This window comes from Gimesia aquarii (assembly GCF_007748195.1).
GTDB classification, from domain to species: domain Bacteria; phylum Planctomycetota; class Planctomycetia; order Planctomycetales; family Planctomycetaceae; genus Gimesia; species Gimesia aquarii.
Map to the genome: position 1 here is coordinate 6,630,482 of NZ_CP037920.1, position 13,800 is coordinate 6,644,281.

Here is a 13,800-nt window from a genome sequence, read left to right on the forward strand (position 1 = left end):
GATGAGGAAAGGGAATACAACAGATAACCCTCACCTCATCAACTCAGTATCGCTGAACACATCTCAATAAATTAGAATTCACCTAAGACTTGACCGTCAGCCATTCTTGATAAATTAATCCTGGTCGTTGTATCGATGTTCTCACTAAGGAAACGGACTGCACCATCTCCCATCAGAATATGGATCCCTCCTGTGTGAAGGCTTCCTGCATATCCCCAGCTGTCCAATTTTCCTGTACTAGCTTCACCAGCAGCAAAGATGTTTATGCCACGATGTTGGAGGCTGATTCCCAGCATCACGTGCCCTCGATAACCCCAGGCAGTCGAATTACCATTTCGTACAGACCGAGTTGTTTCAGCCATGGCAATCGTGTTGCTGGTGCCGTCTACAACATCTCGCACACTGCAAAAACTGTTGTCACCAAACATAGCACGTGTAGAAAGTCCGATTGAATTCCACTCAGCGCAATTTTGCCAATTCGTAATATTGGAAATGAAATCATAGTTAGTTCTACCCGCACCACTGTGGGTGGTATCGAGGGATGTGGGAGCATAACAACCTTGCCCAGGTGGAATTCGAGTAGGATTCGGGTCCGTGGGACACAGAAACGCCGGCAATACTTCTTGTACTGGAGCCAGATTGCCGTTTGTTGAGGGGTCATCGGCATGCGTACCGATTAAACCACTATTACATCCAGAGACTTCCCATGTATACATCGTTCCGTTGAAATTGAACTGGTTGTAAAGTGGCGCCTGATCAATAAAAGGCAGTAACATCACCAACCCCGAGCTGTTCAAATCTGGTGTGGTACAACGACCAATGTTACCGGGAGGAAAGACTCGATGTGTGTCAAGGTAGTTGTGTAGTGCCAATCCCAACTGTTTCAGATTATTTTTACACGTAGAACGCCGCGCCGCTTCCCGCGCCTGCTGAACTGCGGGAAGCAATAATGCAATCAAAATTGCGATAATTGCAATGACTACTAATAATTCGATGAGTGTAAATCCGCGCCTCCGCATATGGCCCCAATTCATGTTTCTTCTCCTTCATAAAAAAATGTATGAAAAATACGAGTTGCAACAAAAGCTCATCCCAGAGAAGAGACGCAAGTCGATCCCATCAACTCACAGCGTTCGTTGACCGAAATTCAAATCGAAGAAGCACCTGCAATAAGAAATAGCAAGCGCTGTTTATCGAAATTTTTTATGACAATATGGCGAACTAACGTTGCCAAGATTCGAAAGAAAATCGATAGAATGATGATACGCCCATAGATTACGGTCGTTTCGATTTCTGATCTTTATTTAGTTATGTTACAAACTAAATGAAACGCAACAGATTCCAATTCGGACCGAAATATATCACTATCAGACATCATCTGAGTTGTGAGAAATTCTGCCTCAGTTCGCTGAAATCTCGCGCAACAATCTATTTGATTCCGTAGTGCGCACAACAATGGAATAGAGGGAGTAGGAAGGGTTGTCTAATCGGCTAAGGAGGATGAGTGGGTGCGTGTCAGAGAACACTGGAGCAGTCTAAGCTGAGTAAGATGATCACAACTCATTCTTCAGAAATTTAGTTAAGGCAGACCGATACGAGAACCAGTTCTCTCGAATAAAACTGATCCACTATTTTTGCCGTGGTAGTGGCAGGTCAATTCGTTTTTTTCCCCGAAGAACAGTGACGTCAAATTTTTGTCCCGGCTTTAATTCATTCACTCCATACGCGAGAATGTCGGTTTCACGGTATAAATCATTTTTCCCATTGAACGAAATGATAATATCGCCTTTTTGGAAGCCTGCCCGCTTTGCAGTCGCATGCAATCCATACTGACCAAGATGGCGTATCCTAAGTGCCATCGACTTTCCATCTGGAGGAAGTCCAACCTCTTTACGTTCATCTGGAGTTAATTCTTCTAAAACGGCTCCCCCCAGAACCATTCTACGAAGAGGCCAACTGCTGACCCGCCAGGAAAGATCATCTTTTCGTTTCCAGCCTGTGGGGAGTGAGAGTGTAAGGTCGCGTTTTTGTCCCTTTCGATCAATTTCAGCTGTGAGACGATCTTGAGGTTGCGCATGATGGAGTACCCATTGAACGTCTGCAATCGAGAGCATCGGTTGTCCCTCCAGCGTTAAAATTTGATCCCCTTTCTGAAAACCGGATTGAGTGGCGATCGAATCAGCAATAATCTCTTTTACCACCGCTTTTTCTTTTGGGTCTAATATCAGCCCCAAAATTTTCGGATGTGGATACTGAAACAAGATTCGCTCAGGAATAGATTTTTGATTTCTCAGAAAAAAGTCGCGCTGTGCATCTCCAATCTGGTGGCAGTGAATACAACTCTTGACAACATTCTTTTTCTTATTAATCGTTGATCGATACTTTCCGGCAAGTAAGGGATATTGCTCAGGAGAAGCCACATCAGGCTGTTTTCCTTGTTTTCCTTTGAGTGATGCTTTAATCGCAGTGTAATCCGCATGCAAATTCAAAGCACCTTGCATCGCTTTATTCAGGGCTTCAATCGAAACATCTTCGGCCCAAAGGGTATGATGCGAGCGGGTACCAAATCGTCCGTAAACGGTTCGATCTGCATTCAGCATGAATACGGCAAACGACTGGTCGTAATCGTATTGAAAAAGAGACAGGTCTAAGCCATTTGTCGAAATGAGTCGCACTCGAACGAACTGATCCATCAGTGGCTTGAGATGCTCATCTTTCTCCATCAAATCCTCATCCAGTTTCACACACTCTTCGCAAGGAATGCAACGCAAAACGATCAACATCGGTTTCTTCGTCTGTCGTGCTTGCTCAAAACCTTTCTGGAGATCGTTGTAAATCCAATATCCACTTGACTCCACCTTTTCTCGATCCTGTCGAACTTTTTCTTCACGAGTTTGTGCGAAAGAAAAAGATGTCGACGTCATCAAGAGTAAAGTAAATATGAAAACAGTTCTCAGCATGATTCTGATTCCTTGTACGGTCGAGTAATCGGAGGTGACAACTCCTCATTCTACCGCTTTATGGAATTCGAGTGCAAATAAAAAGAGATGCAATCACACCAAAGATCACATTACTTCTCGCCGACTCATCCCAGCAAATCACCTGGATATCTACAGATAAAAACACCCCCGGTCTGAAGATACAGACCGGGGGTGGTGCAGGTATCAGGTAATCACTTTTGTAATTACACCTGAACCAACAGTCTTACCACCTTCACGCACGGCAAATCGGTCGCCATCCATCAAAGCAACAGGGTGTTTGAGTGAAATACTCAGTTTTACCCCATCACCTGGCAGCGCCATGTCAACATTGCCGAGTACCGTTGCTGTTCCAGTGACATCCGTTGTACGGAAAAAGAATTGTGGCGTATATCCGTTAAAAAACGGCGTATGACGTCCACCTTCCTCCTTCTTCAATACATAAACTTCCGCTTCAAAATTCTGATGTGAAGTGATTGAACCTGTGGCTGCCAAGACCTGACCACGCGACACTTCGTCGTAACGGGTCTTGCGTAACAGACAACCAACATTGTTGCCTGCGTAACCTGTTTCTAACACTTCGCTGAAAGATTCGACTTGAGTGACGATATCGACTCGCGCCTGATTGGTCAGACCAATGATCTCAACCGAATCACCTGTTCGAATCATTCCCTTCTCAATTCTACCCGTTACAACCGTTCCACGACCTTCAATCATAAATACGTTCTCGATCGGCATCAAAAAAGGCTTGTCGATCATCCGATCAGGATCGGGGATATAAGTATCTAAAGCACTGAGTAACTGATTGATACACTTAGAAGCTTCTTTGTCTGCCGGATTGTCATGGGCAAGCTTTGCGGACCCACGAATAAATGGAATCTCATCACCTGGGAAACCGTATCTAGACAGCAATTCCCGCAGTTCCATTTCCACAAGTTCGATCAACTCCGGATCGTCAACCAGATCGCATTTGTTAAGAAATACAACCAGATATGGCACACCCACCTGACGAGCCAAGAGAATATGCTCACGCGTTTGTGGCATCGGACCATCCGCAGCAGAAACAAGCAACACTGCACCATCCATCTGAGCCGCACCGGTAATCATATTTTTGATGTAGTCGGCATGGCCCGGACAGTCAATGTGAGCATAAGTTCGGACCTCAGTTTCATACCTCACATGCGAAGCGATAATCGTTACGGTTTTACTTTTGTCACGTACGATGCCGCCTTTGGCAATGTCATGGTAAGATTTGACTTTTGCGAGGCCTTTCTCTGCCTGGACTCGCAACATCGCAGCCGTAAGTGTTGTTTTTCCGTGGTCGATGTGACCAATGGTTCCAACGTTGACATGAATTTTCTGAATCATTGCTCATTGCCTCCTTTCTAAAGAGGAGTTTGTCGTATTCACTGACCAGCCCCTAAGGTGAGCAAGCCTCAGCGACCTTTTTGTGCCCGTGCAGCTCCAGAGCAGCAAATGCGACGAAAAAGTAGTTTCTGGGAAATTTGAATCCTTCATTCCATAAAAAAAGCCCGCCAGATTTTAAAACCAGGCGGGCTTGGTGATTCATGACTTACTTCTTACAACAACTCACACACCGATCCCGCCTCGTCCTTTAATGGCGAGTCAAATTTAGATGCCTGTTTGAAGAAAAAGTTGAACATGACGATTTCCTATGAAGAACTTGTTGGAAAGCAGACACGCACGATAGAAACAGGTTCAGAAATTTTTCTGAAATGAATGTGTTTCCACAGAACAAAGCCAGGGGTAGGAAAGATTCTAGAATCCTTCCTACCCCTGGCCCAAATCGTGAATTTTCAAGGGTAACTACAAAGAAGTGATTAGTCAGGAATCGAAGTCACCAACTCTTCTGCCACTGCTTCAAGTACATCTGAAGAAATCAGAGGTAATTCATCTGCATAGCCGACCAGCAGTGCTAAATCACAAAGACGATTGATTTTGCGTGGATTCCCTTGCGTCAGTTCGAACAGAGTCTGAAAGCCATCGTCTTCAAAAATGGGTTCATTTCGACCGGCTACTTCCAGTCGATGCTCGACATAGCCACGCGTATCTTCAATGGAAAATGGTTTTAGAAGGCAGCGAACAGCGATCCGATCATCAAGTTGTGCTGATCGTTGTAGATGGCTTAAGAGGAGTTGGTCGCCTACCAGCAGCAAAGTAAAGTCGATTTCAGAAGTCTGTTGAAAATTCAAGAGCTGATGTAGTGTCTCAAAAATTCGCTGATCGACAATCAAATGTGCTTCATCAATGACGATCACAGGCTTGCGGCCCTGTTCACAAAGTAACAGAAGCTGTCTGTGTAATGCCCGGATAATTCGATCTTTCCCGGGAGCACTTGGCTCAATATTGGCTTCTTCTGCGCCTAACTCGACAGCGAGATACGAAATCAATTCAATGGGCGATAGTTGCGGAAAAACCAGATGCACAAAAGGCTGATTGACATCAGCCAATTGGCTTTTCAACACATGACACAGATAAGACTTACCAATCCCGGAACCACCGACAAGAAGACCTGCGCCTTTGCTGTTCTCAATGAGGTATTGAAGCTTCAACAACCCTGCCTGATGTGGATGACTTTCGTAAAAAAAAGTGGCTTCCATTTTTTCTTCGAAAGGACCACTCTGTAAATTCCAGTAACTCTGATACATAAACTCTCATTCCCGGGAATTGTTAAACGGACGGCATCCTAACTAACACGTATTATCTTTAATTCCTAAAACGACGATATGAGCCATCCACGGGCAGGTCGTGCACCTCTTCGATTTCTCCAGTCAACCAGACCGCGGCCTGTTTGTCTTTGGTCCTGATTTGATGATTCTGTTGCCCCGATTTCGAAACATAAACGGGACTTTCACCTGCGATGTGTTGAACCCGACCTTGATTTCTCTGCTGACCAATCTCGAGGCCGACAGCGTGATAGACACCCCCATCATTCCGATCAGTGCCTGTAGTCTGTTCCACAGAAACGGTTCTAATGACAGCTTTTGCGTTTGTGGAATCCTGGTTTGGAACATCCGTCGTCTGAAATTCAGATTCGTGGATCGGCAACGAGGCATCCAGACCAAATTCCTTGAACAAGTCATCGCTGGCGCCTAATTGAGGTTCCAGATTTTCTGCTTTGGATGGCGACTGATCGACAGACGATTCTTCTAATGACTCAAAAAAAGAAATGAGAATCACCATGGAAACAACGCTTGCTACAACCCCCACCAAAATCTTCTGGGTCTGATTCCAGCGAAAAACTAACAAAAAGCCATTTTTAGTTAGAGTAAAATCTGGTTTGACTCGTTTCGAAAAGCGTTTGTAAATGAAAGTCTTGAGCCAACTCATCTCTCGTTCCTTCGAGGAGTGAATATTTTTTGACACCAAAATACGAGTTCAATCCCTGAATTGTTCGTAGCAGAAAACACCACTGCCTTCCAAAGAGAAACCCACTTTGTCGATAGACAACAAGCGCTTTTCAATTATCGGTTTCAGGGTGTATGAATCTTGACTATTTCACAGGCTTGGTAAAACAGAGAAACCTGCAAGAATACGTCGTCTAATTTAAGCCCAAAACGTCGGCCATAGAATACAGCCCGGGGCGTTGTGCAGCCAAATATTTAGCAGCAGCCAGAGCACCGTAGACATAACTATCCCTGGTATGGCCGCGAACCGTTAAGTCAATGGTTTCCCCCATCATACCGAACACGATTGTATGTTCCCCGACATTATCACCAGTTCGCAATGCGTGATAGCCAATCTCACTGATCGATCTGGCTCCCGGTCGACCTTGCCGACCGTGAACATGATCGGTCTGTCCCATTTCTTCAGCAATGATTTCGCCAAAATGCAGCGCCGTTCCACTGGGAGCATCTTCCTTAAAACGGTGATGGCGTTCGATCACTTCTACATCCACACCACTGGGAGAATTTTTCAATGAATGAGCTGCTTCACGTACCAGCTTCATCATCAAATTAACGGCCAAACTCATATTTGGTGCCAGAATTAATGGCGTAGTTTGTGAAGCAGAGAGCACTTCGTCACGTTGTTCCGGTGTTAAACCGGTCGTCGCCGCCACTAAACCAATCTGTCGCTCTGCACAGACCTTGGCAACGCTCAATAGCCCCGATGGCATGGAGAAATCAATCATGACATCAACACGGTCCGTCAATTCCGATTGAATCTCCACTCCTACAGAACCAGTACCAGCCACTTCTCCAGCGTCTTTACCCAGCGCAGGAGAATTCTCTGAATCGAGTGCCGAGCCCAGCTTCAAATCCGGATCTTGACACACCAGAACAACCACGCGCTGTCCCATACGACCAGCGGCGCCATTCACCCCAACGAGAAGTTGATCACCCATCTCTCACTCCCACTTGCTGAATCTTATTGCATTCATTCGATTGAATTGTCGCGGATCCACCGCTCTCTTTGATCGTAATACACTCACTTCTACTTTTCCATAAGTGCCTGCGACAATCTAGCTGCATTTTTGACATTATTCGCTTCGGTTTTTGATTTCTGTCATTGCCTGCTTTAATTCCTGAATTACATCAGACTCCACTTCGACGGCAAGTCGCTGATTGAGTAACGCAAAGACTGCTTCATCTCCCAGATTGCCGAGTGCCCAGGCTGCGGCTCCACGAATCATGGCTTCAGAATCATGTAAAGCCTTTAATAAAGCAGGAACTGCTGAGGAATCTCCCAAATTTCCTAAGACAATTGCCGCATTCCGTAATAACCCGGCTCGTCGTGGTCTCGACATGGGTGTGCTCCGAAATCGTTCTTCGAAGGCTGTTTTATCCAAAGACAACAACTCGACTGCGTCCAAGGGGGTAAACCGTTCATCAGGTCGAAAGGCGGGTTCGTGACTGAAGGGGGCTTTATGGTTCCAGGGGCAAACATCCTGACACACATCGCAACCAAACATCCATTCCTGCATACCTGCCCGTAACTCACCTGGGATCGGCTGATCACGGAGTTCTATCGTCAAATAGGAAATACACTTCCGCGCATCTAAAATCCCCGCTTCAATGAACGCATCCGTGGGACAGGCATCCAGACAACGTGTGCAAGTCCCACAGTGTGACGTTTGATGAGGGGTATCGTATTCCAGTTCGTAACTCAGTAACATCCCCGCCAGAAAAAACCAGCTTCCTTCTGTTTTGCTCAGGAGCAAAGTATTTTTGCCAATCCAACCCAGACCTGCGAGTTGCGCAAAATCTCGTTCTAATAATGGAGCAGTGTCTACAACACCTCGAGTTTCGCAGTCTGGTAAATGCTCACGTATTCGCTTTGAAAGTTCTTTCAATTTTTTGCGAATGACATTGTGATAATCGTCATTGCCCCAGGCATAACGCGAAATTCGGGCCTGCGTACCAGAAAGCGATGGTGGCTCGTCAGTCCGATAGTTGAGTGCCAGCATCAAGACACTCCTCACGGAACCCATAACAGTTTGGGGATGTTCATAGACATCTTTACGACGTTCCAGATAGCTCATCTCGCCCGCATAACCTTGATCGAGCCAATCCAGGAATCGATGATAGCCTTCCGGAGACACAGCCGGCGCAATGCCCGCCAGATCGAAACCCACTTCATAAGCCATTTGCTTGATTAGTGTGCTCTGTTGGCTCTGATCCCGTTCCAGGGGGGCTGATTCTTCGGCCATAATTCCCTAATACAGATGATTCAAATCATATCGATGGATGCGACTGCATCTGTTCCCATTGAGCATGACCGACTTTTAAAACATCCGCATCATTGCGTTTCACTAAAGGTGTATAACGGGGATGTCGCGATTCCTTGTAAGGATCATTGTGCCGTGTATTATAACAGCATATAAAACCCCAGCGTGGCAGCTCGCTTTTGTTTTGATCAGAACGATGTAAAAGGTTGGAATGAAAAAAGATGGCTGACCCTGGTTCCAAAGTACAATAGACTAATTCAAATCGTTCCAGAGCTGCTTCTACCCGTTCTGGATCAGCGCCTGTCTGATCACCTACCGGTCCATGCTCGATACGTCCCATCAAGTGACTTCCCTTCAGCACCTGCAGACAACCATTTTCGACCGTGGCACGATCAACGGCAATCATACAGCTTGCCATATCGGGTAACAGGCAACCATTGTTGTACCAGTAGCCATAATCCTGATGCCAGGCCCAGGCCCCCCCTACCTTTGCTTCCTTTTGAATCATTTTATGATGGTAATGATAGACCTCGTCATCCAGTAACTCTTCCATTCGGTTTACGACGCGCTCACTACTGGCGATGGCACCATAAATATCATCATGAACTTCATTCTCAATATTCAGCTTAACCGCACCCCCTTCGCCGTCAGCCCGACTGTATGTCGATTGCTGAATTGCTAAATCGGCGCGTCCAATCTGACCTAATAAAGTGACCTCTTCCTCACTGAAGAGTCCTTCAACAACCAGAAAACCATTCTGCTGAAACTGAGTGATTTGCTCTGCGGTGAATAATGCGGTGGTCATGATCTAATTCCCATCTCAATTTAATAATGAGTTGAAACCTGTTACCTAGCTTAACGTATTTGAGGATTTGTTTCGAGTATCACCACGATTCAAAACAAAAACACAGCCGACTTGTGAGGGGCTGTGTTTTTGATTTCGTTTCTATATTATCAGTCCGAACAGACTTTATGCCTCATCCAGACGATTGACAGCCGCGAATTCCTGGCCTTCCAGCATTGCCAGACTAGCCCCCCCACCGGTACTGACGTGAGAAACCTGATCGGCAAACCCGAGTTGCTGTACCGCAGCGGCACTATCACCGCCACCAATAATACTAATCGAATTGCTATCGGCAATTGCCTGCGCGACTGCTTTTGTACCTTCATCGAATGGTGCCATCTCGAAGACTCCCATGGGGCCATTCCAGACAACGGTCTTGGCAGATTTGACGGTTTCTGCATACAGCTTTGCAGTCTCCGGTCCGATATCTAGTCCTTCAAAACCGTCAGAAATCGCACCTGCTTTTACAACCTGTTTATTACAGTCGCCGCTGAAGTCGTCGCCACAGTGGGTATCAACGGGCAGCATTAATTTATCGCCACCCTTCTGAATTAATTCGCTGGCCAAATCGACTTTGTCTTTTTCGACCAGACTGTCACCGACCTGCCCCCCCTCTGCAAGCGCAAAGGTATAAGCCATGGCTCCACCGATCAGCACTTTGTCACAAATTCCCAGCAAATTATCGATGACTTTGATTTTATCAGAAACTTTAGCCCCACCCAATATGGCGACAAAGGGACGTTCTGGATTGGCAATCACATCCGTCAGATACTGAATCTCTTTGGCAACCAGAAAACCAACGACTTTCGGTTTACCTGCCATCGCTTCCGGCACCGCAACCATCGAAGCATCTGTGCGGTGGCAAGTACCGAAGGCGTCGTTGCAATAAATATCAGCAAAGGCCGCTAACTCGCTTGCGAATGCGGCATCGCCTTTTTTCTCACCGGGATTGAAACGCAGATTTTCCAGAATCAGCACCTGCCCTGATTCCAAACCTGCCACTTTGACTTTCGCATCATCACCAATCGTATCAGTAGCAAATGCCACATCCTGACCCAATAACTCGCCCAGGCAGGAGGCAGTCGGTTTCAAACTGAACTTCGCATCTCCACCATCACCTTTCGGACGACCAAGATGACTCATTAATATCACACGTCCCCCACGATCAACGACCGATTTGATAGAAGGGAGTGCCATCCGGACACGACGATCATCCGTAATTTTCAGATTGTCATCCAGTGGAACATTAAAGTCCACTCGCATTAATACAGCCTTACCTGCAACGTCTACATTTTCAATTGTCTTCTTTGCCATGGAAACTTGAACCAGTCTCTTTCAATACAGAGTTAGAGAGATAATGATCTTGTTCTGAATACTTTTGTTCTAAAAGCATTCCTGATGATGTTTTTTTACGAACGCCAGAATCAGGCCATTTCTACGACGACTCACAAAAAACCGTTAAGAGACTAGTCGTCCATAACGTCTTTTTCTTTTGCACCTGCGATGCTGTTGACCTTGCCCTCGTATTTTTTGGTCAGGTCCTGCACATCGGACTTCGTATTATCGCGTTCGTCTTCACCCATCAACTTATCTTTTTCTGCCTGGTCAGCATGCTTATTCGCATCGCGACGGATGTTTCTGATCGAAACACGGGCCTCTTCTGCTAATTCTTTCACACGCGAAACAAGCTGACGGCGACGTTCAGTAGAAAGTGGGGGAATATTCAATCGAACCACACGCCCGTCACTATTTGGTGCCAATCCGATATTGCTGGCTTGAATGGCTTTGGAAATCTCTCCCACCATTTGCGCGTCGAAAGGACGAATCAGAATCTGTTGAGGCTCTGGAACACTGACGTTCGCCATTTGCTTTAATGGAGTCGGTGAACCGTAGTAATCTACACGAATCGAATCCACAAGCCCTGGTGTCGCACGACCTGTTCGAATGCCTTGCAACTGACCTTGCAAAACGTGAACCGCTTTGTCCATTCTCTCTTCAGCATCGAGTAAAATTTCGTCTTGGTCCATGCCACAAGTCCTTCGTAGAGCCAGCATTTCTGAGTTAAGTTTTCAGGTGATGTTTTATCTTAGCCTTAAGAAATAACGGTATTTCCCAATTCAAGATATAATTAAACACCACGTTTGATTCAAAAAGGGTCCTGAGTTCTCCGTAGGAGAACAGATACCGGCCCGATTTTAGTTAAACAAGAGATAAAATCAAACCGTAAGGAACGAGAAAAACCAGCCGAAACGGGTCCGACTGGTTTTTAAGAGTATTTTGCTCAATTCTTACTGGAAAATCACCATCTCCATGAATGTGACATCAGGAAATAGGAGACTCGGCCCGCTCAATAATTCCACTTAGGTAAAGCAGATTAATTTCAGCGGATTCATTAGATTCAAATCGTAAATTTTTGTTTTCAGCCTGTAACAGATCACGACGACTGATTTGGCCTACCAGATAGCGATCATCGCGTACCACAGGCAGCCTGCGCGCTGAGGTGCTGAGAAAAATCTGAGCGATTGTCAATAAATCAGTGTCTTCTGTAATGACTCTTGCTTCGGTATCCACGAAAGGAAAAATCTGCGAAGAGGGAAGCTGTTCATAACTCGCTTTAATCAAAACTTCCATACAACAACGTTCAGAGAAGACTCCCAACACTCTGTTTTCTGCATCAACTACGGGAGCTCCTGAAATACGATGGCTCAATAACAACCCGATTGCTTCAAGAACATCCATGTCCGGAGTTAAAGTGACTAACTTCGTTACCATAATGTCTTTTGCAAGCATTGGTTTGTTCATCGCGACACTCCCTGTAAAAATGATTTTAATCACACATGAAAATGAGGCACACTACTAAAGAAATGAATTCCAAACGATTGAGAACGTGTGATCTCACTTTAGAAATGAAATAACGCAAATTGCGTTATTGAAAAATCGAATGTGGGAAACCTGTGTATTCTAACAGGAATTTCATGTAATCTCAAAAAGAATTCTGAAAACCAAGCATTAAGACACTGATTTTCAAACACACTATCTTCTTCTAAAACAACAACTTAATGAATTCATAAAAAAACGGCACGAACGACGTTTTTTATCAGTTTTCTGAATCATACAGCAAGAGATAGAATGTCAGATCTATGAGAAGTCAGCTCAGGTGCCTATAATCTGAGCTGATGATGATTAAGAGAAACTTCTTCAGAAATTCTCCAGCTACAACGGAAATGCCGCCAGCTGACCAAATAATAGAAAATAGATTCAATGTCAAATAGAGTGGAAATAGATGGGGTTGGTTTACACCTGGGCCGTGCTGACCAGACAAGCAGTGAATGGATCGGTCAACATGAAGCATTGAAACAGCTGCTTGCCTGCTGGCTCGTGATTGATGAGAAAGACATGCCGCTCACACCGCGTCTGGTTGGAACACCGGGAATTGGCAAAACTTCACTCGCCATCGCAGGTGCGCGAACCAGAGATCAAGAGCTCTTCATTTATCAATGTACGGCTGACACACGACCGGAAGACCTGTTAGTCACCCCTGTTCTCGCCGAGAGTGGCAAGATTGCCTACCATGCTTCCCCACTGGTAACTGCAATGATTCGTGGTGGTATTTGTGTACTTGATGAAGGCAACCGGATGAATGAAAAGTCATGGGCCAGCCTCGCACCACTTCTTGACCACCGCCGTTATATTGAATCAATTGTTGCCGGTCTGACAATTCCGGCTCATCCCGAATTTCGCTGTGCCGTGACCATGAATGAAGATGAATCCACGTTTGAAATTCCCGATTATATCCTTAGCCGTCTGCAACCCAGCATTACTCTGGAACACCCTAATCGGGAAGATGAAAAGATGATTTTGCATTATCATATCCCCTTTGCAGACGAGCACATGCTCGACTTGACGGTCGATTTTTTACAACAGTCTCATAGTTTAAAGCTCGATTTTTCAACCCGCGATGGAATTAATGTTTTAAGACTGGCATTGAAGCGGGCTGCTCAAGATAAAGATCACCCTCTCAGCAAAGATGTAATCTGGCTGGAATCACTCAAAAGCTGTCTGGGTGAGGATGCTTTAGATTTGGAGTCATTATCCGAAAAACGAACACAAAGTTTGGGTGGAAATATGATGCCAATGGGATTGGGAGATTTCTTTTTCTCACCCGACAACCCGTTACACCCTGACCGCGATGAAGAAGACGATGATGAATTGGACTTTGATGATGAGCCGGAAAAGTATTAGCCGATTACATACCCGTATTTAGTCATCCCCAACTCTAATATATCAGA

Annotated in this window: 12 protein-coding genes; 1 reads left to right on the forward strand and 11 read right to left on the reverse strand. The window is 45.5% G+C overall.

What is annotated here, in order from left to right:
• Window positions 1–71: 71 nt before the first annotated feature.
• From V144x_RS25300 to V144x_RS25350, 11 genes are all read right to left on the reverse strand, one after another.
• Entirely contained in the window at window positions 72–1,034 is a 963-nt protein-coding gene (locus V144x_RS25300) for a DUF1559 domain-containing protein (protein WP_144989489.1), read from the reverse strand.
• Window positions 1,035–1,628: 594 nt separating this feature from the next.
• Window positions 1,629–2,960 (reverse strand): Trx7/PDZ domain-containing (seleno)protein, encoded by a 1,332-nt coding sequence (locus tag V144x_RS25305; RefSeq protein ID WP_144989491.1) that lies wholly within the window; start codon window positions 2,958–2,960, stop codon window positions 1,629–1,631.
• A gap of 204 nt (window positions 2,961–3,164) precedes the next feature.
• Window positions 3,165–4,346, reverse strand: a complete 1,182-nt coding sequence (gene tuf / locus V144x_RS25310) for an elongation factor Tu (protein WP_144989493.1) — start codon at window positions 4,344–4,346, stop codon at window positions 3,165–3,167.
• A gap of 473 nt (window positions 4,347–4,819) precedes the next feature.
• Window positions 4,820–5,647, reverse strand: a complete 828-nt coding sequence (locus tag V144x_RS25315; RefSeq protein ID WP_144989495.1) for an ExeA family protein — start codon at window positions 5,645–5,647, stop codon at window positions 4,820–4,822.
• 58 nt (window positions 5,648–5,705) lie between these two features.
• The gene (locus tag V144x_RS25320) at window positions 5,706–6,329 is read right to left on the reverse strand and encodes a hypothetical protein (RefSeq protein ID WP_144989497.1); all 624 of its coding nucleotides are present in this window, start codon (window positions 6,327–6,329) and stop codon (window positions 5,706–5,708) included.
• A gap of 211 nt (window positions 6,330–6,540) precedes the next feature.
• On the reverse strand, window positions 6,541–7,344 hold the full coding sequence (dapB, locus tag V144x_RS25325; RefSeq protein ID WP_144989498.1) for a 4-hydroxy-tetrahydrodipicolinate reductase: 804 nt from the start codon (window positions 7,342–7,344) through the stop codon (window positions 6,541–6,543).
• Between the two features lie 135 nt (window positions 7,345–7,479).
• The gene (gene queG, locus V144x_RS25330) at window positions 7,480–8,649 is read right to left on the reverse strand and encodes a tRNA epoxyqueuosine(34) reductase QueG (RefSeq protein WP_144989501.1); all 1,170 of its coding nucleotides are present in this window, start codon (window positions 8,647–8,649) and stop codon (window positions 7,480–7,482) included.
• A 25-nt stretch (window positions 8,650–8,674) separates the two neighbouring features.
• Window positions 8,675–9,472, reverse strand: coding sequence for a phytanoyl-CoA dioxygenase family protein (locus V144x_RS25335; RefSeq protein WP_144989504.1), 798 nt, complete (start codon window positions 9,470–9,472; stop codon window positions 8,675–8,677).
• Window positions 9,473–9,637: 165 nt separating this feature from the next.
• A complete protein-coding gene (locus V144x_RS25340) occupies window positions 9,638–10,825 on the reverse strand; it encodes a phosphoglycerate kinase (protein ID WP_144989506.1) in 1,188 nt (395 codons plus the stop codon).
• A gap of 152 nt (window positions 10,826–10,977) precedes the next feature.
• On the reverse strand, window positions 10,978–11,538 hold the full coding sequence (gene frr, locus V144x_RS25345; RefSeq protein WP_144989508.1) for a ribosome recycling factor: 561 nt from the start codon (window positions 11,536–11,538) through the stop codon (window positions 10,978–10,980).
• A 295-nt stretch (window positions 11,539–11,833) separates the two neighbouring features.
• Complete coding sequence (locus tag V144x_RS25350; RefSeq protein WP_144989510.1) at window positions 11,834–12,313, reverse strand: CBS domain-containing protein; 480 nt, start codon at window positions 12,311–12,313, stop codon at window positions 11,834–11,836.
• Between the two features lie 459 nt (window positions 12,314–12,772).
• Between V144x_RS25350 and V144x_RS25355 the strand changes: the two genes are divergently transcribed.
• Entirely contained in the window at window positions 12,773–13,753 is a 981-nt protein-coding gene (locus V144x_RS25355; protein ID WP_144989512.1) for an AAA family ATPase, read from the forward strand.
• Window positions 13,754–13,800 lie beyond the last annotated feature (47 nt).

What these genes read in the sequence shown, in the direction of transcription:
- V144x_RS25300 (WP_144989489.1), bottom strand. Translation starts at nt 1,034, where the DNA reads ATGAATTGGGGCCATATGCGGAGGCGCGGATTTACACTCATCGAATTA.
- V144x_RS25340 (WP_144989506.1), bottom strand. Translation starts at nt 10,825, where the DNA reads ATGGCAAAGAAGACAATTGAAAATGTAGACGTTGCAGGTAAGGCTGTA.
- V144x_RS25355 (WP_144989512.1), top strand. Translation starts at nt 12,773, where the DNA reads ATGTCAAATAGAGTGGAAATAGATGGGGTTGGTTTACACCTGGGCCGT.
- V144x_RS25320 (WP_144989497.1), bottom strand. Translation starts at nt 6,329, where the DNA reads ATGAGTTGGCTCAAGACTTTCATTTACAAACGCTTTTCGAAACGAGTC.
- dapB (WP_144989498.1), bottom strand. Translation starts at nt 7,344, where the DNA reads ATGGGTGATCAACTTCTCGTTGGGGTGAATGGCGCCGCTGGTCGTATG.
- frr (WP_144989508.1), bottom strand. Translation starts at nt 11,538, where the DNA reads ATGGACCAAGACGAAATTTTACTCGATGCTGAAGAGAGAATGGACAAA.
- V144x_RS25315 (WP_144989495.1), bottom strand. Translation starts at nt 5,647, where the DNA reads ATGTATCAGAGTTACTGGAATTTACAGAGTGGTCCTTTCGAAGAAAAA.
- V144x_RS25305 (WP_144989491.1), bottom strand. Translation starts at nt 2,960, where the DNA reads ATGCTGAGAACTGTTTTCATATTTACTTTACTCTTGATGACGTCGACA.
- tuf (WP_144989493.1), bottom strand. Translation starts at nt 4,346, where the DNA reads ATGATTCAGAAAATTCATGTCAACGTTGGAACCATTGGTCACATCGAC.
- V144x_RS25350 (WP_144989510.1), bottom strand. Translation starts at nt 12,313, where the DNA reads ATGAACAAACCAATGCTTGCAAAAGACATTATGGTAACGAAGTTAGTC.
- V144x_RS25335 (WP_144989504.1), bottom strand. Translation starts at nt 9,472, where the DNA reads ATGACCACCGCATTATTCACCGCAGAGCAAATCACTCAGTTTCAGCAG.
- queG (WP_144989501.1), bottom strand. Translation starts at nt 8,649, where the DNA reads ATGGCCGAAGAATCAGCCCCCCTGGAACGGGATCAGAGCCAACAGAGC.